This window comes from Streptococcus sp. CM6, assembly GCF_000526095.1.
GTDB lineage: Bacteria > Bacillota > Bacilli > Lactobacillales > Streptococcaceae > Streptococcus > Streptococcus oralis_BW.
Map to the genome: position 1 here is coordinate 37,363 of NZ_JATS01000004.1, position 22,472 is coordinate 59,834.

The following is a 22,472-nucleotide window of genomic DNA, read 5'->3' on the forward strand; positions in this document are numbered from 1 at the left end:
CCTACCTCCTGTCCTTGCTATGCAGCACGACGACATAGCCTTCTGGGCAAGTTACCGAAACTTCCCTATCTATATATTCGTTAGAAGCGTACACTTTTTTAAAGAAAAAATTCTCCTCTGTCAATTCGTACTTGGCTCCGAGAATGGTCAACTGACTATCCCGAACCGGCATAAAGGCTAGATAATCGTAGTCTGAACGGGGTTGAAGCTGACTGGTTCCTTCTGGACAATAGGCAATCACATTTTGCCCATCCTCAATCGCTATCTGGCGCATATAGGGTGCCAACTTGGGATTGCTAGGCAGAAAGACATTAGCCAGCATATGGTCAATCCGACCACCCAAAGCCCCAAAAATGGTCACTTGGGCTTGAGGATTTTTTTCAAAAATCGTTAAAAGTGCTAGTTCCAGATCCGTATCATCCTTTTCTGGCTGGGCTTGAACGAAATGTTGGGCACGTTTTTGAATCAACTGACGTTCAACTGCAGTGACAGAATCAAAATCTCCAACTGCTAGAGTAAGAGGCAGATCTTCTTCCAAGACCCAGAGTGAGCCTCGATCCACACCAACAAAGCTATCAAAATTCGTCCGATAATGACCGCGATCTCCGCCTGCAAAAACGGCAACCCTAGTCCAATTGTTTTCTGAGAGTTTGCACTCGTTCATTGACATCTCCCTTAAAGACATAGGATCCTGCTACAAAAACGGTCGCTCCAGCTTCTTTGGCTTGAGCAATGGTCTGGTCATCAATACCGCCATCGACTTCAATCTCAAAACTCAAACCTTTTTCCTCACGAAGGGCAACCAACTCACGAACCTTGTCCATGGTTTCAGGCAGAAAGGCTTGTCCTCCAAATCCAGGATTCACTGTCATGACCAAGACTTGGTCAACTAGGTGAAGGACATGCTTAATCGCCTCCACAGGCGTACCAGGATTGATAACAACCGAAGGTTTGACACCAAGAGAGCGAATCTTTTGAAGTGCTCCATGAATATGAGGTGTTGTTTCCACATGGATGCTGATGATATCCGCTCCCGCACGCGCAAAGTCTTCTAAATGGTGTTCTGGATTTGCTACCATCAAGTGGCAGTCAAAGACCATCTTGCTATGAGGACGAAGAGCTTCCACCACACCTGCACCAAAACTGATTTGTGGCACAAAGTGACCATCCATGATATCGATATGGGCATACTCTGCCCCAGTTGCTTCTAGGCGTTTGATTTCACGTTCAAAGTTGGCATAATCTGCTGCCAGAATTGACGGAGCAATCTTGTATTGAGACATAGGTTTCTCCTTATTTTGGAATTTTTTTGCTGACTTTTTTATAGGTTTCTCTGCGATTTTCAATTTCACTGAGAAATTGCAGGTAATTGTCAAAACGGAAGGATGCAATGATACCCTCTTCTACAGCTGGCTTAACCGCACAGGACGGCTCATGGGTATGGGTACAAGTACGGAACTTGCAGTCTCGACTGACACTGGCAATCTCTGGAAAGGCTTGATTGAGATCTTCAGCCGTTGACACTTCATAATCCAGTGATGAAAAGCCTGGTGTGTCCGCGATTTTACCTCCATTGAGGTTGTAAAAACTAACAGCTCGAGTGGTATGACGACCGCGACCCAAACTGTCTGAGATTTCTCCTGTTTCAAGATTGAGGTCTGGTGCGATTTTATTGAGGAGTGTTGATTTTCCCACACCTGTCTGCCCCATAAAGACCGTCACTTTTCCTGTCAACAAGGGCAAAAGTTCTTCTTTACTAGTCACAAAGTCGTAACCAATGGCACCATAGGTCTGCTGGTAAAAATCGAGTTCTCCTCTATCTTCCAGCAAGTCCATTTTAGAAATATAGACGATAGGATGGATGCCCTTGTGCTCTAAAAGAACCAAGAAACGATCCAGCAAATTACTGTTGAAGTACGGTTCCTTAACGGACATGATTACCACAGCTTGATCGATATTGACAATAGGCGGACGAACCAGACTGTTTTTCCGTTCGTGTATCTTGAGGATATAGCCCTCTGAATTTTCCTCGGCAGAAAAATCTACCCAGTCCCCGACGTAGGGTGTATGGCCTTTTTTACGGAAATTCCCACGCGCACGTGTCTGATAAACCTGACCATCACTCTCCACATAGTAGAAGCCCGCCAAGGCTTTAATGATTTGTCCCTGCATCTTAGAGTCCTTGTCCTTTAAGCGCATCTGAAAGGCTAGCAAATTCTGCCAAGCTGAGAGCTTCACCACGCACAGATGGAGACAAGCCTGCCTGATCCAAAGCCTTGGTCAGTTTGTCCTTGATTTCTTCGGTCTTCCCAAAATAACCTGTCAGGTTATTCCACAAGGTCTTACGGCGATGGGTAAAACTAGCCTTGGAAACCTTAAAGAAGAAATTCTCGTCTTCCACTGCTACGGCTGGCTCTGGACGACGCACCATTTTCAAGATGGCCGAATCCACATTTGGCGCTGGCACAAAGACCGTACGAGGCACGATGAAGGCAACCTTTGCTGTCATATAATACTGAACAGCAATCGACAAACTACCGTAAGCTTTGGTATTGGGCTGTGCTGAGATGCGATCCGCCACTTCTTTTTGCATCATAACGACAAACTCACTAAAAGGAATGCCACTCTCGATTAAATGCATGAGAATAGGCGTTGTGATATAGTAGGGCAAATTGGCAACTACCTTAATCGGCAATTCAGGATTTTTGAAATTCTTGATATGCTGCGCCAAGTCAACTTTGAGAATGTCCTCGTTGACTACTGTTACATTGTCAAAATCATGTAAAGTATCTGCTAAAATTGGCACCAAACGGTGGTCGATCTCAAATGCCATGACTTGAGCTGCACGCTCAGCCAAAAATTCTGTCAAGGCACCAATCCCTGGCCCGATTTCGATAACGTTAACCTGATCATCAATTTCAGCTGTATCCACGATTTTTTGAAGGATATTGGTATCCGTCAGGAAATTTTGCCCGAAGGACTTTTTAAAAGTAAAACCGTGACGCTCCAGCACTGCCTTGGTCACGCTATAATCTGCAATTCTCATTTATTCTCTTTTCTATTTATTAGCTAAAAATAATATATAAAACCCACATAATTACTAGTGCCAACAAAATCCAAAACACTAAAAGAACACGAGACTTGTTCCCTTTTGAATCAGCTCCAGTCGTATCTAGCACTTTCTTATCTTCTTGGGGGTTCATTTTCTTCAGTTCATCCTGATAGGCAACCGAATCTAGAATATTGTCTTCTGGTAATAATTCTGAAGCATAATAATCAGGAAAACCCATAGCAAGACCAATTAAGTTCTTTTCTGTCACAGAAAAATCTAAATCTTTGGGTTGATTTTCCCGAATAGCTCGTATATTTTTTAACAGTTTATCAGAAACAACAGACACTTGGTCCATAAAAACAACATCTAAAAGATCAAATCCGAGCACATCCCCGTCTTTGACATTTGCAAGAATATAACGGACAAAGTCATCATATAGTTGCACGGATTGCGGGGCATTCTCTTCTAAAAAAGATCGGTTTTTGAGGGCATTCCGCTGGAATTTTTCAATAGAAAGTAAGATATCTACATTCTGCTCTTGGTAAAACTTTTCTGCTTCCTCTTCATCTTCTTCCAGTTTTTCTGCTGTTTCCCAGAGAGCAATAGGAGCTTTTAAATCTTCTTCATCCCAAAACAATTGCCAAAAATAGGGTATTGTGTAAATTCCCTCTGTTAGAATACGGGCTTCATCTCCGTTTTTTAAGTAAATATAACTTCTATTTGCCATATCATTTCCTTTCACAATCTTTGAAAAAGGTTAGTGGTTCAAGTAGGATGTAGATAAAACTATAAAGTTTCCAATTTTTCATGCCCAATCGAAAACCTAGACTTCATTTAAAAAGATATTTCATAAAAGCACCAAGGGACGATAACAATACATGACCAGTTCAACCTCGGTCAGGACATCATCTGCAATTCTCATTTATTCTCTTTTCTAATATAGTATGCTTCCGGGGTATAATGATAGAGCAAAACAAATAAGGGGGTCTCCGTAATTCCTTCCAACATCTCTTTTAATACTCCATCTGAATGGATAATCTCTCCTGTTTTAGTGAAATAAACACCTTGTTCACCATTCCGATTACGGAGTTCCCAGGCCACATTATTTCCTTGAACAGACGGCAAATAACCTTTCTTTTCTAGAAAGTCAAAAAATTCTTTCACCGTCATATCTTCAGGAATCTCAAATTCTGTCTCATGGGGCAGTACATCATCCCCCATACACACAGACTCTCTGTCAACTTGTATTTTCATTTCGATCTGTCCTTATAAGTTTCTATTTGAACGCTATCAAAATAAATCTAAGTACCTCTATTGTAACACATTCCCTTTGTATTTTTGGGCTATCTAGCTATGATCATAACTTTCCATAGCTTCTTCCACTTCTGCCAAGGTCACTCCAAACAACTCTAAGCGCTTGAGCAACTGCTTGCCGTTGGAATAGCCGATGCGAAGCTGTTCCCCCAGATACTCTCGGCGCTTACGACTATCTGCTCCCGCTAGGAAACCTAGGCGAATCAAGTCACCACGACTAATGTCAAACTCGTTCTCGTTTTCAAATTGCTCTGTCACCTGAGCAAGCGCTGTTTTTAGATCTTCATAGCTGGCGTGTTCGATTCCCAGTGAACGTCCCTTAGTCTTGGATTTGGGAACCGCTTCATCTCGCTTGAGAAAGGCATGCTGCACTGTCGGAATGGCCGTCATAATCATGCGACGAATGCGCTCACCGTTAAAATCTGGATCTGTAAAGACAATCACTCCATGCAGTTCATGCAGGCGCTGAATGCGTTCTATATCCTGGTCATTTATTGCGGAACCTCGTGTCTCATAGGTTTCCACGTCAAAGTAGCGTTTGAGATTAGCCGTATCATCGCGACCTTCGACCACGATGACTTGGGAAATTTTTTCTTTCATCACTTGCTGTCCAATCCAAAGATACGCTCTGCATTTGCAGTTGTTACTGTGGCTAACTCCTCAGTCGTCATCCCACGCAAATCCGCGATAAAATCTACCACATAGCGTGTGTAGGCTGTTTTGTTTTCACGGCCACGTTTAGGCACAGGAGCCAGGTAAGGTGCATCCGTTTCTACCAAAATCTTGTCCAAAGGAAGTTCCCTAGCAGCCTCTTGGATATCCGTCGCTTTCTTAAAGGTCACCACACCTGAGAAAGAAATGGTCATGCCAAGCTCGACAAACTTCTCCGCCCACTCCAAAGAGCCTGAGAATGAATGCATAATCCCACCACGAGGACCAACGCCCTCGCTCCTGATAATCTCATAAGTATCTTCTAGTGCATCACGGGTATGGACCACAAAGGGCAAGTTCAAATCCTTAGACAGCTGAATCTGACGACGAAAAACCTGTTCCTGCACTTCCTTAGGTGCTGTCATCCAATGGTAGTCCAGACCAATCTCACCTAAAGCGACAACCTTGGGATGTTTTAGCTTTTTAAGCAAGTTAGCTTCGACCTCGTCTGTGTATGTCCCTGCTTCCGTCGGATGCCAGCCAACAGTTGCGTAGAGTTGCTCATACTCATCTGCTAACTCTAGGGCTCGTTCAATGGTTGGTTTATCAAAACCAACAATATTCATCTGTGTCACACCCATCTCAGCAGCCAGGGCGAGTTCTTCTGCCTCGCGTCCTGCAAATTCTTCTACATTTAAATGTGTATGCGTATCAAAAATCATTTCTCTTAACCTCATTCTTCCATCTATTATACCAAAAATAGCATCCCTCGGCTTGGAAAAATATCCAAAAACCAGTCATTCTCCCTTGACTGCCCTTTTTCAAAGCAGTATAATAACACTTATTGAAATTTTCATCAAAGGAAAAGAAAATGTTTAGAAAATTAAAATATACCTTTATCGGTCGACCACTCAAGTCTCTCACAGACGGCGAAGGGGGATTACTTGGAAAAATGCAGGCACTTGCAATGTTATCCAGTGATGCCCTGTCTTCTATTGCCTATGGACCTGAACAAGTCATTCTCGTTTTAGTTAGTCTCTCTCCTCTCGCTATTTGGTGGAGCCTCCCTATCGGTATTTTTGTCCTCTTACTCCTCGCTAGCTTGACCATTTCCTATCGTCAAATTATTCACGCCTATCCTCAAGGTGGTGGGGCTTATATGGTCACTCGGGAAAATCTCTCCCCTGAACTAGGCTTGATTGCAGGAGGTAGCCTCCTTGTTGACTATATGCTGACAGTAGCCGTATCCGTTGCTTCTGGAGCTGATGCTATTACAGCAGCCATACCTGCCCTCCATCCCTACAATCTTCATATCTCTATTTTCCTAGTCTGCCTGCTCATGCTCTTGAATTTAAGAGGATTGAAAGAATCTGCCAGCTCTCTGATGATTCCCGTCTACCTCTTTATCTTCAGTACCGTCTTTCTCTTACTTTATGGGTTCTTTCAACTATTTACAGGTTCCCTAAACTATCAGGCAACTTCAACCATTGGACAAACCGTTCCAAGCCTTTCCATCGTTCTCCTATTGAGAGCCTTTACCAGCGGCTCTGCCTCTCTGACAGGGGTTGAAGCTATTTCAAATGCGGTACCATTTTTTAAAACTCCGAAAGAAAAGAATGCTGCTCAGACTTTGACCATCATGTCGCTGATTTTAGGATTTCTTTTTGCAGGCATTACCTTCCTAAACTACTGGATGGGTATCACGCCTCAACACGGAGAAACCATCCTCTCGCAAATGGCCAAGGGCATTCTTGGTGATTCATTCTTTGGTCATGCTAGCTACTATCTCTTCCAGTTTTCGACAGCCTTAATTCTAGCTGTAGCTGCAAATACTGGCTTTTCAGCCTTCCCTATGCTGTCCTACAATATGGCCAAAAACAAATACATGCCCCATCTCTTTATGGAAAAAGGGGATCGCCTTGGCTACTCCAACGGTATCTTAACTCTGGCTTTTGGAGCTATGATCCTTCTTCTTATTTTTAATGGGAATACTGAACGTTTGATTCCTCTTTATACTATCGGGGTCTTCGTTCCCTTTGCCCTTTCTCAGACTGGGATGATTCGCCATTGGAAAAAGGAAAAAGGAGCAAACTTCTTAAAATCTGCCTTTGCTAATATCCTTGGGGCCATCATTTGTTATACTATTGTCCTCATTTTACTCCTCTTCAGGCTGGGAGATATCTGGCCATTCTTCCCAATTATCCTAGTTTTAACCTTCCTCTTTTTGTCCATTCACAACCATTACCAAAAAGTGGCTAAACAACTACGACTCTACGAAGGAATTGAAAAGCGCACTTATGACGGTAACCTTGTCCTTGTCCTAGTAGGAAATGTTACTCGAGTAAGTGTCGGAGCCATTAACTACGCTCAAAGTATCGGTGATGAAGTGTTGGCCATGCACATTTCTACTAAAGAAACGGCCGAAAAAGACCAAGAAATCCTCCAGGAATTTGCCGATTACTTCCCAAATATCACTCTGAAGAATATCAATACCAGCTACCGCGACATCATCACCCCTAGCGTTAAGTATGTCAAACGAATCGCCCAAGAAGCTAAGCAAAAAAACTATACCGTTACAGTCCTTGTCCCACAGTTTATCCCTAACAAGCCTTGGCAAAATATCCTGCACAATCAAATGAGCCTCAAACTAAAATACGCTCTCAGATGGCACGAAGACGTCGTTGTCGCTAGCTACTCTTATCACTTAAAAGAATAAACAAAAACTCAAAATCAGTAACTTATATCTGGTTTTGAGTTTTTTGTATGTGACCTTTTAAATGAGCCCCCATGATTTTCATCTGAAATGACCGATTTCGTGGACAATGCACCCTTTAAGATAAAAACAAAAGCCAGTAGACTCGAGTTCCTACTGACTTCTTTGCTGAATTTGTTTGGATTATGCAGCCAAAACTTTGCGTCCTTTACGACGACGAGCTGCCAATACGCGACGACCGTTTTTAGTTGACATACGGTTACGGAATCCGTGTTTGCGCGCACGACGAATTTTACTTGGTTGATAAGTACGTTTCACGATGAATACCTCCTCATAGATTTTGTATTCGTTTAGCCGGCTATAAAGTGATCAGTTACTAAACATACTTTACTATTCTATCTGATTCTGATACTTTTGTCAATAGCTCTAGGCAAATGTTTCCAGCTTTTTCTCATGTAAGCCCTATCTACGATACTGTTTCAAGAAACGAGTCATCTTTTCTTGGATTTGTGCTAATTCATCCACACGAGGAAGATAAACAATACGGAAATGGTCTGGTTCTTGCCAGTTAAAACCGCGACCATGAACCAAGAGAACCTTCTCTTGCTTCAAGAAATTGAGGACAAACTGTTCATCATCATCAATGCGATACATATTGCGGTCGATTTTAGGGAAGATATAAAGACCCGCCTTCGGCTTGACCGCAGACAAACCTGGAATATCTTGAATAGCATTGTAAATGAAATTTCTTTGCTCGTAGATCCGTCCACCAGGAAGGAGCAATTCATCCACTGACTGGTGCCCACCCAGTGATGTTTGTACGACTTGCTGGGCCAAAACATTAGAGCAAAGACGCATATTGGATAGCATATTGAGACCTTCAATATAGCCCTTGACATGTGTCTTAGGTCCAGATAAGACCATCCATCCTATACGGAAACCAGCGATACGGTGAGATTTTGAAAGACCATTCATGCTGACACAGAAAACATCTGGTGCCAAGCTCGCTACAGGCGTATGCACATGCCCATCCATCACCATGCGGTCATAAATCTCATCTGCAAAGATGATCAAATCGTTTTGACGAGCAATCTCAATAATCTCCAACAAGAGTTCCTTAGGATAAAGGGCTCCAGTTGGGTTGTTCGGATTAATAAGAACGATTGCCTTGGTATTGGAAGTAATTTTTGACTTAATATCGTCAATATCAGGGTACCATTCTGCAGCTTCATCACAGATATAGTGGACGGCATTTCCCCCAGCTAGGCTGACAGCCGCTGTCCAGAGAGGATAGTCTGGCATAGGTACCAAGACCTCATCTCCATTGTCCAAAAGCCCCTGCATGGACATGACAATCAGCTCACTGACACCATTTCCAAGGTAAATATCATCAATATCCACATTTGGGAATTTCTTCAGTTGGCAATACTGCATGATAGCCTTACGGGCTGAGAAAATCCCTTTAGAATCAGAGTAACCTTCGCTATCACGCGCATTCATAATCAAATCATGAATGACCTCATCTGGCGCTGTAAAGCCAAATTCTGCTGGATTCCCTGTATTCAGACGTAAAATCTTTTCTCCATTTGCTCGCATACGCATGGCTTCTTCTAAAACAGGACCACGGATATCATAAGCAACATGCTCTAGCTTGCTAGATTTGTTAAATTCTTTCATCTTTTTTCCTCAATTCGTCAGGATAGTAACATTATACCACTAGAAAGTCGCTGCGACAAGCTTCCATAAACAAGGAAGTAAAAGAAAAAATGGACAATGGGAATTCTCACCAATTCTCTTTTCTTTTATTTCTATATACGCACTAAGTCTATGACCAACAATATGGTTTAAAATATGATTTTTACTTTACTTCTTTAGTGAAAAGGGTTACAATAAAAGTAAGAAAATTTCAGGAGGTTTCATTATGGCACAACGTTACCAAAATGTTATGGTCGCAATTGATGGTTCTAAAGAAGCGGACTTGGCTTTCGTCAAAGGTGTTTACACTGCTCTACGCAATGAATCCAAGCTCACCATTGTCCATGTTATTGACACACGCGCTCTTCAAAGCGTATCTACCTTTGATGCTGAAGTTTACGAAGAACTCCAAGCCGACGCTGAAAGTATGATGAAAGAGTATGAAAAGCGTGCAAAAGATGCTGGTTTAACGGATATCCACATCGTCATCGAAATGGGAAATCCCAAAACTCTCCTCGCTCGGACGATTCCGGACGCAGAAAATGTTGACTTGATTTTAGTTGGTGCTACAGGTCTCAATGCCTTTGAACGCCTCTTAGTCGGTTCTTCATCTGAATATATTCTCCGCCATGCAAAAGTCGATTTGCTGGTCGTAAGAGAAAGTGAAAAAACATTATAATTATTAAAAAAGGAGCCTAGAGCTCCTTTTTGTTACTTATTATTTCTATTTCTTTCTTTATGTCGCTCATAAGCCTTAAGCTGACGTTGTAGCTCCTGTTTAATGGCAGGTTCTGGAGCATATTTTTCTTCCCAGTCATCCGGTTTTAAAATCTTGTGCGTAACTGGGTCAAAATGAGCTTTTCCATCAGGGAAGACCTTCCCCATATTTGCTTCATGGACAATATCAAAAATGCGTTCTGGATCCACTCCCATCAAAACAAAACTGCCGTACGTGAAATACAGTGTGTCGATCAAAGCATCCACTTGACCGACCAGATTTTGCTTAGCAGGTGTCTTTTTCGCCACTTTCTCTGCCGCCTTATCAAGTGCCTCATGCATGCTTGCAAGGGAGTCTTGAAATTCTTCCTCTGAAGAACTTGCAGCGCGGACAAACTCTACTAATTCTTCAATTTTAAAGTCTGCGCGGTGGGTTGCACCTTCGGCATCCCATGCCTGTGGCTCTTCCTGAGTTCGTTCATCCATCATGTGGTGGAAGGTCTTGACTTTATTAAAGTGGTAGTCCCGACTGACAAACACTTTTTCTGAAGCTAAAACGCCAAAGTGCTCAAGCGCCTTGTGGATGCCATCTTGTTGATTGCTTGCTGTAATGTGTTTAGCAACCTCTTTGGCACTGCTACTGCCATTTCCCATAGCAACCGACATACCAACACCCGCCAACATTTCCAGGTCGTTATCTGAATCACCAAAGGCCATGACTTGATTGAGATCAAAACCATATTCTTTCCCGACTCGGCGAATGCCTTCTAGTTTAGAATTTCCTTGGTTAATGATATCTGCTGCAAAAGGATTGCTTCGAGTTAATTTCAAATCTTCAAAATCACTTGCAGCTTTCTCAGATTCCTCTGGCGTCATCAGCATCAAAACTTGGTAAATGGGCTGATTAATCAAGTTAAGCAGGTCGTCTTCCTTTTGAGGAACTGCCTTGCTGACCATTCGATTAAAGGATCGGCTAACAGTTCTTGTCAGAACAGTCGGAATAAAACGACTAACCAGTTGAGAAAAGGAGCCGAGACCAAATGACATAATTTTCGAACCAACAACGGCATGCTCGGTTCCAAGAGCGATTTCTTTACGCTCCTTTTTAGCATAAGCAATCAGTTGACGCAGGCTTGACTTAGCAATCGGACTTGCAAAGAGTACCTTTTCTTTATTAAAAATGTATTGGCCATTGTAGGTCACCGCAAAATCCAAGTCCAAGTCTTCCATCAATTCCTTGACAAAAAACGGCCCTCGTCCTGTCGCCACTCCAACAAGCACTCCTTGCTCTTTGACAATCTTAATCGCGTCCTTAGTGGATTTCAAAACACTCTTGCGATCGTTGACTAGCGTTCCATCGATATCAAAAAAAACAGCTTTGACTTCCATCCTATCCCATTCTCCCCTTTTGTGTTACAATGATTATACCACATTTCAGAAAGAGTGACTAAATCATGCCTAAGAAAATCCTTGTTTTACATACAGGTGGGACTATTTCCATGCAAGCAGACGCCACTGGAGCCGTTGTAACTAGTCAGGACAATCCCATGAACCATGTTTCCAATCCACTTGAAGGGATTGAGGTTCATGCCCTAGACTTTTTTAATCTTCCAAGCCCTCATATCAAACCCAAGCATATGCTTGCACTCTATCATAAAATCAAAGAGGAAGCTGATAACTACGATGGAGTTGTCATCACACATGGTACAGATACCTTAGAAGAAACAGCTTACTTCCTTGATACCATGAAAATCCCGCCCATCCCCATCGTTCTAACAGGGGCCATGCGTAGTTCAAACGAACTTGGTAGCGACGGTGTATATAACTATCTGAGCGCTCTGAGAGTTGCCAGTGATGATAAAGCAGCCGACAAGGGTGTGCTGGTCGTCATGAACGACGAGATCCATGCAGCCAAGTATGTTACCAAAACTCATACGACCAACGTCAGCACCTTTCAAACCCCAACACATGGACCACTTGGCCTTATCATGAAGCAAGAAATCCTCTACTTCAAAACAGCTGAACCTCGTGTCCGGTTTGATCTCGAGCATATTCAAGGTCTAGTTCCCATCATCTCAGCCTATGCAGGTATGACAGACGAGCTGATCGATATGTTGGACTTGGAACAGCTGGATGGCTTAGTCATTCAGGCCTTTGGAGCAGGCAATGTTCCCAAAGAAACAGCTCAAAAGTTGGAAAATCTCCTGCAAAAAGGAATCCCAGTCGCCTTGGTCTCACGTTGTTTTAATGGTATTGCTGAACCTGTCTACGCCTACCAGGGTGGAGGGGTGCAGTTGCAACGAGCGGGTGTTTTCTTTGTCAAAGAACTCAACGCTCAAAAAGCTCGCCTCAAATTATTAATTGCCCTTAATGCTGGACTAAAAGGACAAGCCTTAAAAGACTATATGGAAGGCTAATCCTCTTCTCTAGAACACAAAATCAGGAAATCTTCGCGATTCCCTGATGTTTTCTATTTACGTTTTCGTGTAGAGCGGCGTTCTGTCAAACCATGAGGCAAGAGAACTTCACGTTCTTCCAACTCTTCCTTGTGCATAATCTTCGTCAACATACGCATGCTGATAGCACCTAAGTCATAAAGAGGTTGGGCAATAGTCGTCAAGTTTGGACGAGTGAATCGTGCAATCTGAGAGTCATCTGTCGTGATGATTTCAAACTCTTCTGGTACAGACACACCGTGGTCAGCCAAACCATTTAGGACACCTGCTGCCAATTCATCGCCTGTTACAACTGCGGCTGTAGCTTGTGATGAAATCAAGCGTTCTGCCAAGGCATAGCCATCGTCATAGCTGTATTTTGATTCAAAGACCAAACCCTCGCTATAAGAATGTCCAGCTTTTTTCAAGGCTTCCTTGTAACCGATCAAACGAACCTTGCCATTGATATCATCGACAAGTGGTCCACTCACAAAAGCAATTTTCTCATTTTCTTTGAGAAGATAGCTCACAGCATCAATCGTTGCTTGTTTGTAGTCGATATTTACACTTGGAAGTTGATGTTCTACATCCACAGTACCAGCAAGAACAACCGGTGTCCGTGAACGAGAAAACTCTGAACGAATCTTTTCAGTCAAGTGATAGCCCATAAAGATAATCCCATCGACTTGTTTTGAAAAGAGAGTGTTAACCACTGAAACTTCCTTTTCATCATCCTCATCACTATTTGCTAGGACAATGTTATACTTGTACATTTCAGCAATGTCGTCAATCCCCTTAGCAAGCGTTGAGAAATAACCATTGGTAATGTTAGGAATCACAACTCCGACTGTCGTTGTTTTCTTGCTAGCCAAACCACGTGCTACCGCATTTGGGCGATAGTCCAAGCGATCAATCACTTCTAGGACTTTTTTTCGAGTGTTCTCTTTAACATTCTTGTTGCCATTAACGACACGGCTAACCGTTGCCATTGAAACTCCTGCTTCACGGGCAACGTCATAAATCGTTACTGTATCATCTGTGTTCATTCCGTTTCCTTTCTATAATGAAAATTTCGCTTTCACGCATCTACTTACTCCATTTTATCACTTATTGTAAACACTTTCAAGTATTTTTAGGAGAAACTTTGAAAAAATTTCACAGTTTATTCCCATTTTGAAAAAGCAAGTAGGATTTCTTGATTTTTAAGACATTTTGCTGTATGATAAGGAAAATAAAGAGGGAGGAAAACATGGCTTTTACAAATACTCAGAGACGTTCTGCTAGTTTTGGTGTTGTGACCAGCCTGCCTGACGATGTCATTGACTCTTTATGGTATATTATCGATCATTTCCTGAAAAACGTCTTTGAATTAGAAGAAGAACTTGAGTTTCAACTGCTCAACAATAAGGGGACCATCACCTTCTATTTTTCTAGTCAGCACCTTCCGACTAGTATTGATTTTGATTTCAATCATCCTTTCGACCCGCTTTATCCTCCTAGGGTCCTTGTTTTAGACCTAGACGGCAGAGAAACCATCCTCCTTCCAGAAGAAAATGACCTATTTTAAAAACTCTAGCTTCTCAGCGCAAACTGCTGAGGAACTAGAGTTTTCTTTTTCTAATAAATGGATCGACTAACAACTAGACCGTTTGGTTTTGTATACTCTAAGTCAAGGTAATCCTGATAAGTCCCTGGCACAATGAAACCTTGGGGACTCAATATATCAGTCCCAGCTTTTCCCACGATAGAGTCTGCCAGCAAAACACAATTGGTACTGAGAACAAAGTAGGTCTTAAACTCGGATGAGCTGAATTTATAGAGGGTCGCATCCGCTTCCTCTTTCAGTTGGTAGGAGTAGGTATGCTTGACCTCGCCCTCTCTTCTTTTCATCAACTGCGAGCTTGGTTCCCAAGGAATTAACAGATCTTCTATCTCTGCTAAACGCGCTTGGATGGCTGCTTTCTGTTGGTCCGTCAAACTCAGACCATAAGCAAACAAGGTCTTCTGACTTTCCCTCTTACAAAGCTCGATGTATTTTTCCCGATTGGCCTTAAACAAAACACCGTCTCCAACCATACCAAATAAACGCTCCGAGTGGGGATCATAGGAACCATAGGAAATAACCTTCCCTTGATAACAAATATCTACATGTCCCATAGCAAGAAAGAAAGAGGTTTCTGAGGTATGGACAAAAATTTCCAGATCAACCGTCTGATCGTTTTTTCTTTCCAAATGAACTTCCCCTTCTTGGCTTTCATGATTTGCCAGCCACTCATTTAGTTTTCGCAAGGTACTGATAGGGATCAGAGCCGTCACAAAGATCGGCAGGGTCATTCGCATATGCCGCTTCAGCTTGGGATTGTTTTCTATCTTTTCAAAAAAGAAACCGTCCCGAAGGCTACTAGCCCCTAGCATGAGCAAGTAAAACCCAAGCAAGAGCAATTCAAAATTCGCTGCATCGTGAAAAGGAGAGATGCTATAAAGACCGAATCCTATCATCCATACAGCATCGACGAGATGATGGAGCCGAGGATGAATGGCATTTTTTCGATAGAGAGACCAGGTCACAAGACTAATGCCGCCCGTAAACAGCTGGTAGCTCGCAATGACAAAGACTAGGAGATAGAGGGCAAGGTCTTGCAAAATGATAGAGTCAAACACGAGAGCCGCAACCACCAGCTTGGCCAAGGTTACAAAGATGTTTTCCCGACGTTTTTTATCCTGAAACCAGCGAGTCAACAAGTGCCAAACTGCTGACAAGGAAAAGTAGCCCATCAGCAACTGGTACCCCACCCGCGGAATAACTTGTCCAAAACAAATCAGGAGAAGCCCTAAAACAATAGCAAGCAGTCCCTCCCCAATGCTCTTCCACTTGCTATAGGTATCAGAAAGTTTAGGCATTTCCTTGCTCCAACTGGTCAACTAAGTATCGAATTGGTTGTTTTAAGATTGGATGGATAAAATGGGGAGCTATTTCTTGCAGAGAGTCAAGGACAAAGAGACGTTCTGCTACATAAGGGTGAGGTAAGATGAGGTCGTCTGTATAAATGACCTGGTCCTCCACAAAGAGCAAGTCCAAATCAATCAAACGAGGGCCCCAATGCACTTCTCGAACCCGTCCCATCTCTGACTCAATGCTTAATAGGGTCTCTAACAAGACTGGTGCTGGTAGCCAGGTTTCTACTTCAATCACCTGATTAGCAAAACTATCTTGCTCCACACCGCCCCAAGGTTCCGTCGTCAAAACACTGGATTCTTTGAGAATATGGATGCCGCGAGCTCGCAGTTTGTCAATAGCTTGTTCCAAGTTTGCTTGCTTATCGCCCATATTGCTTCCTAGGCCGATAAAGGCCCGTTGCTTGCGACGGTGGATGGTTACTGAGCAGGTATCAAGTGGTAAGTGGACTGGAGCCCAAGGTTTTTTGAGTTCCAGCTTAATTTCTTGAACAAGAGGATAAGCCTCAAAGGTACGCTCTACTAGTTTGTAGGCTACCGTTTCAATCAAATCCTCAGCGCTTTCCTGAAACCAAGTCGTCCACTGTTGGCAAAGTTCTCCATAGTGGACAGAAGAAGCCAAATCTAACTCAGTCGCCGCCTTGGTCATATCATAGGATAAGCTTGCGGAAATAACAAACTTTTGTCCCAATTCCTTCTCACTAGGAAAAAGACCATGATAGGCAAAAATTTCCAAATCTTTAATCTGCAGTTGATCCATAACTAGTCCTTTCTAGAAAAATCCGCACGCAGCGGATTCTTTTATAGTCCCATAAGACGATAAGCCTGATCTCGGAGATCCTTATCTGTTTCAAATAGGCCACGGGCTACGGTCGTCAAAGTTGCAGTGCCTGGTTTTCTGACACCACGCATGCTCATACACATATGCTCGGCCTCAATGACAACAAAGGCTCCCTTAGCCCCTAGATAGTCCATCAAGGCATCAGCTACTTCAATATTCAACCGTTCTTGAATCTGTGGTTTTTTAGAATAAACTTCAACTGTACGGGCTAGCTTGGACAAACCTGCCACACGTCCATCTGGAATATAGGCAATGTGCGCTCTCCCATAGAAGGGCAAGAAGTGGTGTTCACACATGGTGTGGAAAAAGATATCCTTCTCCACCACCATATTATCGTCGATAATCTCAAAGGATTTTGACAAATGTTCCTCCGCAGTTTGGCCAAGACCTGAAAAAATTTCTTGGTACATACGAGCTACACGAGCAGGCGTTTCCTGCAAGCCCTCACGATTAGCGTCCTCTCCTACAGCCTCGATAATCATTTTTACAGCTGCTTCAATTTTTTGTGTATCCATTCTCTAGTTATTCCTCTCCATTAGGTAGGCTCTCACTTGGCTCAAGAAATACAAGGAACCCGTGACAATCCTAACTGTTTTTTTCTCTTCATTTTTATCTGTCAATTTCTGCTCTAGAACATCCTGCCAACTTTGGTAATTAAGATTTCTAGACTTGGCTGTCTCTTTCAGCACGCTTTCATCCGTCGCCCGACTATCGTCAAAATGGGTTAAAGTCAATTGACTATCTGGCATCGTCTCTAGTAAATCCAGCATATCATTCAAGGCCTTGGTTTTAATACACGTAAAGAGGATTTCCTTATGATAATCCGCAAAGCGTTCTTGCAAGGTTGCCAATAAAGCCTTGATAGCATGGGGATTGTGGGCTCCATCCAAAAGCAACAAGGGGTCACTAGACACGACCTCCAAACGCCCCGGCCAACTGGTTTCCTCAAGAGCTTGAGCAACCAAGGCATTACTTGCAAATTCTCGCCCAGTCTCCTGGCAATAAGTGTCTAGGAGGGCAAGCGCCATCCCCGCATTCTCGATCTGATGTAAACCAATCAGACCTGTTTGAAAGCAACCTTGTCTGACAGAACTAGTATAGTCAAAGATTTCGCCTGTCACCACACTTTCTTGATGACTGACTTGATAATCACTCCCATAGACAAGTCTCGGTGCATGTTTAACTTCTGCCATATGGTCGATAACAGCCAAGGCTTCTGGAGCAATGCGACCTGTCACCAAAGGAATACCTTGTTTGATAATACCAGCTTTCTGCTCTGCTATGGCTTCCAAGGTGTCACCAAGTAGGGCTACATGATCCAGTCCAATGGTTGTGATGCCTGTTAAAATGGGCTGGCAAACATTGGTACTATCCAGAAGGCCACCCATGCCGACTTCCATGATAGCCACATCTACTAGCTCTGAGGCAAAGTAATCATAAGCTAAAGCTGTGATAATCTCAAACTCAGTTGTTCCCTGCAAATTGTCAGCCGATTCTCCCTCAAGCAAAGACTGATAGTCTGCCATGAGGGCTTCTAGCCTAGCCTCGGGAATGGATTCCCCATTAATGCTAATCTGATCCGTATAATGAATGAGATAGGGCGAGCTGAACACCCCAACTCTCAGTCCTAGCTTTTCCAGCATCTTTTTCAAAAAAGCAATGGTAGACCCCTTGCCGTTGGTCCCTCCGATATGGATGACCTTGAGTTTGAGATGGGGATTGCCTCGCAGAGCTAGGAGTTCTACCATGCGTTCCAAGCCAAAATGCGGTTGGTCCGTCCGGTAGTGGGCAATCCATTGATTGTTTTGAATTTCGTTCATCTTATTTATATTGTTTTAAATCTAGATTTTCTGCATCATCTGCCAATCGAATAGCTGACGCAATTTCAACCGCCATCCTGTGACTGGCTACATCGTGCACGCGCACTACTTCTACACCTTGTCTTGCAGCGATACTGGTTACATGTGCCGAAGCTATGTCCCGATTTCGGAAACCTTCTTCAGTTTCCGGATTGACTTCAAAGCCATTTTCTTCCAGGATATTAATGACAAACCGCTTACGCGAAACTCCAAGAAAGATCGGATATCCTTGCTGGTGTAATTTATCAAGGTCCCGTAGAAGGAGTAGATTTTCCTTCTTGGTGAGACCAAAGCCAATCCCTGGATCCAGCAAAATGTTTTCTCTTGCAATTCCAGCTTCCTCCGCTCTCGCTAGAGCGCGGTCGAAGAAAGCTGTCATCAACTCTTCTACTGGTAGTTGTTCAAAGTCAGCCAATTCTTCCTTGGTAAAAGGCTCTCCAAAGCCAAAATGAGGGAATATAAGCGAACTAGGGTGCTGAGGGCGTGCCATAACCGGATTAAACATGATGACTACTTGAGCTTCTGCTTTCGCAACCACCTCCGCCATCTTCTCATCACCCATGAGACCTGTAATATCATTGACTATATTGGCACCAGCCTTTAGAGCTTCTTCTGCTACCTGACTTTTCCAAGTATCGATGGAAATGAGAACATCACTTTTCTCACGGATAGCTTTAATCACTGGAACAACACGCTGGATTTCCTCTTCTATCTCAACATAGCTACTGCCCGGCCGAGTCGATTCTCCACCGATATCTAGCATGCTCGCTCCTTCTGCTATCAATTTACGGGCTTGCTGAAGAGCCTGGTCAAGAGCAAAAAATTGACCACCATCCGAAAAGGAGTCTGGGGTTACATTGATAATGCCGCAAATGGCTGTTTTTACGTGGTTGACTTTATTGGACATAACGGTTACTCCCTTAAGGTTCTTTACCATATTATCTCTCTATTTTACCATAAAAAGAAAAAGATGGACACGCTAGTATTCATCTTTTCCAAGTAGGTCAATGGCTTAGAATGATAGGCCTAGATTTCTACTAATCAATACCAATAAGGCCAACAAACAAAATGCAATACCATTGAGAATCATATGAAGTAAAATGGACATCTCCAAACGCTCAGTCTTATAGGCTGTCCAAGTCAAAACCGTTGACATTCCTCCATAAATAATCACAGAAGGTAAATTGGTTGGCATATGGAGCAAGGCAAAGACGATTGCACCAACAACAAAGCCAAGTTTTTCTTTTCCACGGAAGATCTTTTGGGGAATAATTCCACGACACAAAATTTCTTCACAAATCGGCGCAATCAAGACTAGTAGAAAGAAAGTTGAAATCAAGGAACTATTCTGAACCAAACCATTCAGTATTGATTGGTTATTGGTTGTTGCCTCATTTGTTAGTCGAAGCAGGAGTGAACCCAAGAGATTTGTCGCAAAAATCACTAGATAACTCAGTACCAAGCGAGCCAAGTCTTTTGCCTTAAAAAAGGATAGATTAAAAGTAGCAAGTTGTGTTTTTCGTGCACCAATAATGAATACAATCAAAACGACTATGGATAGAGCACCTACTAAGAGACCTGACTGTAAAATCGGAAACTGTTTGTTTGCTAAAAACAAAGCAAGTCCTATGGGAAATTGAGATAGAACAAAAGCTACCAAAAGGATGAGCACCCATTTCCCTCTGTTCAAAACCTCTTGCCAAATCGTCTTATCTTTCATGATGTACCTCCTTATAAGAAAAAGGGGAGACTCCCCTTTTTAATTATACCATTTATAGCGCCATACTGATATAGTTAAGGATAAACAAGGCATCCAAAATCCAAATCATTACGTGCACATCCTTGGCTTGACCTTTGACAAGTTTTGTCAAGGTGTATGTCAAGAAACCAACTGCAATCCCTTGAGTGATTGAGTAGCTGAATCCCATGAAGATAGATGTAAAGAAGGCAGGAACTGCTTCTGACATATCATCCCAAGGAATATTTTTAAGATTAGACAGCATCATAATTCCGACGATAATCAAAATTGGTGCTGTTGCTGCTGAAGGAACAATCGCAAGAAGTGGGCTAAAGAAGCTAGATAGGGCGAAACAGATAGCAACTACTAGAGCTGTCAAACCTGTACGTCCACCAGCACCAATACCTGCTGCTGACTCAATATAAGTTGTTACGTTTGAAGTACCTGCAATGGCACCTACCGAAGTTGCTACCAAATCAGAGTATAGAGCCTTGTCCAATTTAGCGGACTCATGGTTTTCTCCACTTGTCGCAACGATACCAACTTTTTCACCAGTACCGATAAGAGTACCGATTGTATCAAAAATATCCGTTAGTGAGAAGGCAAGAATAGCCATCAAGGTTTCTGGTAAACGCGAAGTGTTTGAAATCAAAGATCCTAAACCTTCTGAACCAAGAGCAGCACCAAACAAAGTTCCTAGATCATTAATCGCTGATGAAAGATTATTGCTAGCAAAGTCAATCCCTGACAAATTCACAACACCAACAGCAATGGCAAGGACAGTCGTTGTTAAAATAGAAAGAATGATTCCACCTTTGATGCCTTTAACAACAAAGAAGATGGTAATAGCCAGACCTGCAAGAGCTACCAATACTGCTGGAGTATTGAAGTCTACCAAACCTGGTACGGCTGCTGAATTTGCTGTAAGTGCAGCTTGAGCCTTGTCTGCTCCTTCACCTGCTACCGTATAAGTACCTGGATCGATTGAGAATTTCAAGAGACCGGCATTCTTAATCCCAACATAGGCAAGGAAAACACCAATACCAGCCGAAATAGCTGAACGAAGTGTTGTTGGAATAGATTCGATGATCATTTTACGAACATTTGTCAAGGTAATAATCAATGAAATAATTCCACAAATGAAGACCATAGCCAAGGCCTCTTGCCATGAATAACCAAGTCCAAATACGACTGTAAAGGTAAAGAAGGCATTGAGTCCCATACCTGGTGCTTGTGCGTACGGCAAATTAGCATAGAAAGCCATCATCAAAGTACCGACTACAGAACCGATAATCGTTGCCAAGAACACACCTTGAACAGGCATACCCGTTTGGGAAAGCATTTGAGGGTTTACAAAGAGAATATAACTCATTGCAAAGAATGTTGTTAAACCAGCAAGCACCTCTGTACGGACATCTGTCCCGTGCTCTTTTAGTTTAAATAGTTTGTCCATCATAAATCTCCTTTTGTTTTTTACGAACAATATGAGTATTATATCATTTATCATTCACCTTTTCAATATGTTTGTTTGATTTATTTAATAAAATGAAATTTTTATTTTTTGTTTTGAGTCTGTTTTTCTTCTTTCTTTTTGATATAATAGAAGACATCTTATCTGGAATCTACTAGGAAGGTTTATATGACTAAAAAAATTATCGCAGTCGATTTGGACGGAACCCTGCTTAATAGTGAAAGCAAGCTCTCCGATTTTACCAAAAAGACAATCAAAAAAATTACTGAAAAGGGACACCATGTTATCATCACGACAGGCCGCCCTTACCGTATGGCTAAAGAGTTTTATGACCAACTTGAACTTGAAACCCCTATGATTAACTTTAATGGTTCCCTCACCCATCTACCAGGACAGGCTTGGGAGCACGAAAGATGCTTAACCTTGGACAAAAAATATCTCCTAGATATGGTCAAACGTAAAGAGGATATTCAGGCCGACTTTATTGCAGGAGAATACCGTAAGAAATTTTACATTACAGCTCCAAATGAAGAAATTGCGGACCCTAAACTATTTGGCGTAGAGAACTTCCAACCGGAAAATCAATTCAAGCCTGAACGAGTAACCAAGAATCCTAACTGCATTCTCTTGCAAACAAGGGTTGAAGACAAATACGCTCTAGCGGACGAGATGAATCGTTTTTATCAGCACCAACTAGCTATCAATACCTGGGGTGGCCCCCTCAACATCCTCGAGTGTACTCCCAAGGGGGTAAACAAAGCCTTTGCTCTAGAGTACTTGCTCAATGTGATGAATCGTGATAAAAAAGACTTAATCGCCTTTGGTGATGAGCATAATGACACCGAAATGTTGGCATTTGCAGGCAAGGGATATGCTATGAAAAACGCCAATCCTGCTCTCCTTCCATATGCAGACGAACAACTTCCTCTGACCAACGAAGAAGACGGGGTAGCCCACGCTTTACAAAATTTATTCCTATAAAAAGGAGGATTGCTATCCTGCAATCTTTCCTTTTATTTTCATTCTATTTT

Annotated in this window: 24 protein-coding genes; 5 read left to right on the forward strand and 19 right to left on the reverse strand. The window is 42.6% G+C overall.

All coding sequences use genetic code 11. The features are described from left to right. Position 1: 1 nt before the first annotated feature. The 8 genes from HMPREF1516_RS00895 to HMPREF1516_RS00930 form a co-directional block, all read right to left on the reverse strand. Entirely contained in the window at positions 2-664 is a 663-nt protein-coding gene (locus HMPREF1516_RS00895) for a thiamine diphosphokinase (protein ID WP_001001252.1), read from the reverse strand. Next, on the reverse strand, positions 627-1,283 hold the full coding sequence (gene rpe / locus HMPREF1516_RS00900; protein ID WP_000084996.1) for a ribulose-phosphate 3-epimerase: 657 nt from the start codon (positions 1,281-1,283) through the stop codon (positions 627-629). Before rpe ends, HMPREF1516_RS00895 begins: the two co-directional genes overlap by 38 nt. A 10-nt stretch (positions 1,284-1,293) precedes the next feature. Continuing rightward, positions 1,294-2,172, reverse strand: a complete 879-nt coding sequence (rsgA, locus tag HMPREF1516_RS00905; protein WP_001161998.1) for a ribosome small subunit-dependent GTPase A — start codon at positions 2,170-2,172, stop codon at positions 1,294-1,296. A gap of 1 nt (position 2,173) precedes the next feature. Beyond that, positions 2,174-3,046: a 16S rRNA (adenine(1518)-N(6)/adenine(1519)-N(6))-dimethyltransferase RsmA gene (rsmA, locus tag HMPREF1516_RS00910; RefSeq protein WP_001216854.1), complete on the reverse strand. Its 873-nt coding sequence runs from the start codon at positions 3,044-3,046 to the stop codon at positions 2,174-2,176. Positions 3,047-3,065: 19 nt separating this feature from the next. Further along, positions 3,066-3,779 carry a hypothetical protein gene (locus tag HMPREF1516_RS00915; RefSeq protein ID WP_000013638.1) on the reverse strand — a complete coding sequence of 238 codons (714 nt, stop codon included), beginning with the start codon at positions 3,777-3,779 and terminating at the stop codon, positions 3,066-3,068. Positions 3,780-3,970: 191 nt separating this feature from the next. Next, entirely contained in the window at positions 3,971-4,306 is a 336-nt protein-coding gene (locus HMPREF1516_RS00920) for a hypothetical protein (protein WP_025169546.1), read from the reverse strand. A 93-nt stretch (positions 4,307-4,399) separates the two neighbouring features. Continuing rightward, on the reverse strand, positions 4,400-4,966 hold the full coding sequence (gene rnmV, locus HMPREF1516_RS00925; RefSeq protein ID WP_033605591.1) for a ribonuclease M5: 567 nt from the start codon (positions 4,964-4,966) through the stop codon (positions 4,400-4,402). Continuing rightward, positions 4,966-5,739: a TatD family hydrolase gene (locus tag HMPREF1516_RS00930; protein ID WP_033605592.1), complete on the reverse strand. Its 774-nt coding sequence runs from the start codon at positions 5,737-5,739 to the stop codon at positions 4,966-4,968. The genes rnmV and HMPREF1516_RS00930 overlap by 1 nt, the downstream gene beginning before the upstream one ends. 149 nt (positions 5,740-5,888) lie before the next feature. Here HMPREF1516_RS00930 and HMPREF1516_RS00935 point away from each other — a divergent pair, with 149 nt between their 5' ends. After that, entirely contained in the window at positions 5,889-7,733 is a 1,845-nt protein-coding gene (locus HMPREF1516_RS00935) for an APC family permease (RefSeq protein WP_033605593.1), read from the forward strand. 180 nt (positions 7,734-7,913) lie between these two features. On the opposite strand, the gene rpmH is transcribed toward HMPREF1516_RS00935, so the two are convergent. Together rpmH and HMPREF1516_RS00945 are read right to left on the reverse strand one after the other, a co-directional pair. Then, complete coding sequence (gene rpmH / locus HMPREF1516_RS00940) at positions 7,914-8,048, reverse strand: 50S ribosomal protein L34 (RefSeq protein WP_000831902.1); 135 nt, start codon at positions 8,046-8,048, stop codon at positions 7,914-7,916. A 144-nt stretch (positions 8,049-8,192) separates the two neighbouring features. After that, positions 8,193-9,407 (reverse strand): pyridoxal phosphate-dependent aminotransferase, encoded by a 1,215-nt coding sequence (locus tag HMPREF1516_RS00945; RefSeq protein ID WP_033605594.1) that lies wholly within the window; start codon positions 9,405-9,407, stop codon positions 8,193-8,195. A gap of 244 nt (positions 9,408-9,651) precedes the next feature. Between HMPREF1516_RS00945 and HMPREF1516_RS00950 the strand changes: the two genes are divergently transcribed. Further along, complete coding sequence (locus tag HMPREF1516_RS00950) at positions 9,652-10,104, forward strand: universal stress protein (RefSeq protein ID WP_000079164.1); 453 nt, start codon at positions 9,652-9,654, stop codon at positions 10,102-10,104. Between the two features lie 32 nt (positions 10,105-10,136). Here HMPREF1516_RS00950 and HMPREF1516_RS00955 read toward each other — a convergent pair whose 3' ends face one another. Continuing rightward, complete coding sequence (locus tag HMPREF1516_RS00955) at positions 10,137-11,531, reverse strand: Cof-type HAD-IIB family hydrolase (protein ID WP_033605595.1); 1,395 nt, start codon at positions 11,529-11,531, stop codon at positions 10,137-10,139. A 65-nt stretch (positions 11,532-11,596) separates the two neighbouring features. On the opposite strand from HMPREF1516_RS00955, the gene HMPREF1516_RS00960 reads away from it, so the two are divergent. Beyond that, positions 11,597-12,559: an asparaginase gene (locus HMPREF1516_RS00960; RefSeq protein WP_007519608.1), complete on the forward strand. Its 963-nt coding sequence runs from the start codon at positions 11,597-11,599 to the stop codon at positions 12,557-12,559. A gap of 53 nt (positions 12,560-12,612) precedes the next feature. Here the strand turns inward: HMPREF1516_RS00960 and ccpA are convergent, their stop codons facing one another. Further along, complete coding sequence (ccpA, locus tag HMPREF1516_RS00965; protein ID WP_001090635.1) at positions 12,613-13,623, reverse strand: catabolite control protein A; 1,011 nt, start codon at positions 13,621-13,623, stop codon at positions 12,613-12,615. A 203-nt stretch (positions 13,624-13,826) separates the two neighbouring features. Between ccpA and HMPREF1516_RS00970 the strand changes: the two genes are divergently transcribed. Next, positions 13,827-14,144 carry a DUF960 domain-containing protein gene (locus tag HMPREF1516_RS00970; protein WP_033605596.1) on the forward strand — a complete coding sequence of 106 codons (318 nt, stop codon included), beginning with the start codon at positions 13,827-13,829 and terminating at the stop codon, positions 14,142-14,144. Positions 14,145-14,194: 50 nt separating this feature from the next. On the opposite strand, the gene HMPREF1516_RS00975 is transcribed toward HMPREF1516_RS00970, so the two are convergent. The 7 genes from HMPREF1516_RS00975 to HMPREF1516_RS01005 form a co-directional block, all read right to left on the reverse strand. Next, positions 14,195-15,478 carry a membrane protein gene (locus HMPREF1516_RS00975; protein ID WP_033605597.1) on the reverse strand — a complete coding sequence of 428 codons (1,284 nt, stop codon included), beginning with the start codon at positions 15,476-15,478 and terminating at the stop codon, positions 14,195-14,197. Next, positions 15,471-16,292 (reverse strand): 2-amino-4-hydroxy-6-hydroxymethyldihydropteridine diphosphokinase, encoded by an 822-nt coding sequence (gene folK / locus HMPREF1516_RS00980; protein WP_007522440.1) that lies wholly within the window; start codon positions 16,290-16,292, stop codon positions 15,471-15,473. Before folK ends, HMPREF1516_RS00975 begins: the two co-directional genes overlap by 8 nt. A 41-nt stretch (positions 16,293-16,333) precedes the next feature. Beyond that, complete coding sequence (gene folE / locus HMPREF1516_RS00985) at positions 16,334-16,888, reverse strand: GTP cyclohydrolase I FolE (RefSeq protein WP_000380916.1); 555 nt, start codon at positions 16,886-16,888, stop codon at positions 16,334-16,336. A 3-nt stretch (positions 16,889-16,891) separates the two neighbouring features. Continuing rightward, on the reverse strand, positions 16,892-18,193 hold the full coding sequence (locus tag HMPREF1516_RS00990; protein WP_033605598.1) for a bifunctional folylpolyglutamate synthase/dihydrofolate synthase: 1,302 nt from the start codon (positions 18,191-18,193) through the stop codon (positions 16,892-16,894). A 1-nt stretch (position 18,194) separates the two neighbouring features. Further along, a complete protein-coding gene (gene folP, locus HMPREF1516_RS00995; protein ID WP_025169548.1) occupies positions 18,195-19,169 on the reverse strand; it encodes a dihydropteroate synthase in 975 nt (324 codons plus the stop codon). A 75-nt stretch (positions 19,170-19,244) separates the two neighbouring features. After that, positions 19,245-19,952: a CPBP family intramembrane glutamic endopeptidase gene (locus tag HMPREF1516_RS01000; RefSeq protein ID WP_033605599.1), complete on the reverse strand. Its 708-nt coding sequence runs from the start codon at positions 19,950-19,952 to the stop codon at positions 19,245-19,247. Positions 19,953-20,004: 52 nt separating this feature from the next. Further along, complete coding sequence (locus HMPREF1516_RS01005) at positions 20,005-21,423, reverse strand: NCS2 family permease (RefSeq protein ID WP_033605600.1); 1,419 nt, start codon at positions 21,421-21,423, stop codon at positions 20,005-20,007. A 186-nt stretch (positions 21,424-21,609) separates the two neighbouring features. Between HMPREF1516_RS01005 and HMPREF1516_RS01010 the strand changes: the two genes are divergently transcribed. Beyond that, on the forward strand, positions 21,610-22,422 hold the full coding sequence (locus tag HMPREF1516_RS01010) for a Cof-type HAD-IIB family hydrolase (protein WP_033605601.1): 813 nt from the start codon (positions 21,610-21,612) through the stop codon (positions 22,420-22,422). Positions 22,423-22,472 lie beyond the last annotated feature (50 nt).

What these genes read in the sequence shown, in the direction of transcription:
- HMPREF1516_RS00895 (WP_001001252.1), bottom strand. Translation starts at nt 664, where the DNA reads ATGAACGAGTGCAAACTCTCAGAAAACAATTGGACTAGGGTTGCCGTT.
- rpe (WP_000084996.1), bottom strand. Translation starts at nt 1,283, where the DNA reads ATGTCTCAATACAAGATTGCTCCGTCAATTCTGGCAGCAGATTATGCC.
- rsgA (WP_001161998.1), bottom strand. Translation starts at nt 2,172, where the DNA reads ATGCAGGGACAAATCATTAAAGCCTTGGCGGGCTTCTACTATGTGGAG.
- rsmA (WP_001216854.1), bottom strand. Translation starts at nt 3,046, where the DNA reads ATGAGAATTGCAGATTATAGCGTGACCAAGGCAGTGCTGGAGCGTCAC.
- HMPREF1516_RS00915 (WP_000013638.1), bottom strand. Translation starts at nt 3,779, where the DNA reads ATGGCAAATAGAAGTTATATTTACTTAAAAAACGGAGATGAAGCCCGT.
- HMPREF1516_RS00920 (WP_025169546.1), bottom strand. Translation starts at nt 4,306, where the DNA reads ATGAAAATACAAGTTGACAGAGAGTCTGTGTGTATGGGGGATGATGTA.
- rnmV (WP_033605591.1), bottom strand. Translation starts at nt 4,966, where the DNA reads ATGAAAGAAAAAATTTCCCAAGTCATCGTGGTCGAAGGTCGCGATGAT.
- HMPREF1516_RS00930 (WP_033605592.1), bottom strand. Translation starts at nt 5,739, where the DNA reads ATGATTTTTGATACGCATACACATTTAAATGTAGAAGAATTTGCAGGA.
- HMPREF1516_RS00935 (WP_033605593.1), top strand. Translation starts at nt 5,889, where the DNA reads ATGTTTAGAAAATTAAAATATACCTTTATCGGTCGACCACTCAAGTCT.
- HMPREF1516_RS00945 (WP_033605594.1), bottom strand. Translation starts at nt 9,407, where the DNA reads ATGAAAGAATTTAACAAATCTAGCAAGCTAGAGCATGTTGCTTATGAT.
- HMPREF1516_RS00950 (WP_000079164.1), top strand. Translation starts at nt 9,652, where the DNA reads ATGGCACAACGTTACCAAAATGTTATGGTCGCAATTGATGGTTCTAAA.
- HMPREF1516_RS00955 (WP_033605595.1), bottom strand. Translation starts at nt 11,531, where the DNA reads ATGGAAGTCAAAGCTGTTTTTTTTGATATCGATGGAACGCTAGTCAAC.
- HMPREF1516_RS00960 (WP_007519608.1), top strand. Translation starts at nt 11,597, where the DNA reads ATGCCTAAGAAAATCCTTGTTTTACATACAGGTGGGACTATTTCCATG.
- ccpA (WP_001090635.1), bottom strand. Translation starts at nt 13,623, where the DNA reads ATGAACACAGATGATACAGTAACGATTTATGACGTTGCCCGTGAAGCA.
- HMPREF1516_RS00970 (WP_033605596.1), top strand. Translation starts at nt 13,827, where the DNA reads ATGGCTTTTACAAATACTCAGAGACGTTCTGCTAGTTTTGGTGTTGTG.
- HMPREF1516_RS00975 (WP_033605597.1), bottom strand. Translation starts at nt 15,478, where the DNA reads ATGCCTAAACTTTCTGATACCTATAGCAAGTGGAAGAGCATTGGGGAG.
- folK (WP_007522440.1), bottom strand. Translation starts at nt 16,292, where the DNA reads ATGGATCAACTGCAGATTAAAGATTTGGAAATTTTTGCCTATCATGGT.
- folE (WP_000380916.1), bottom strand. Translation starts at nt 16,888, where the DNA reads ATGGATACACAAAAAATTGAAGCAGCTGTAAAAATGATTATCGAGGCT.
- HMPREF1516_RS00990 (WP_033605598.1), bottom strand. Translation starts at nt 18,193, where the DNA reads ATGAACGAAATTCAAAACAATCAATGGATTGCCCACTACCGGACGGAC.
- folP (WP_025169548.1), bottom strand. Translation starts at nt 19,169, where the DNA reads ATGGTAAAGAACCTTAAGGGAGTAACCGTTATGTCCAATAAAGTCAAC.
- HMPREF1516_RS01000 (WP_033605599.1), bottom strand. Translation starts at nt 19,952, where the DNA reads ATGAAAGATAAGACGATTTGGCAAGAGGTTTTGAACAGAGGGAAATGG.
- HMPREF1516_RS01005 (WP_033605600.1), bottom strand. Translation starts at nt 21,423, where the DNA reads ATGGACAAACTATTTAAACTAAAAGAGCACGGGACAGATGTCCGTACA.
- HMPREF1516_RS01010 (WP_033605601.1), top strand. Translation starts at nt 21,610, where the DNA reads ATGACTAAAAAAATTATCGCAGTCGATTTGGACGGAACCCTGCTTAAT.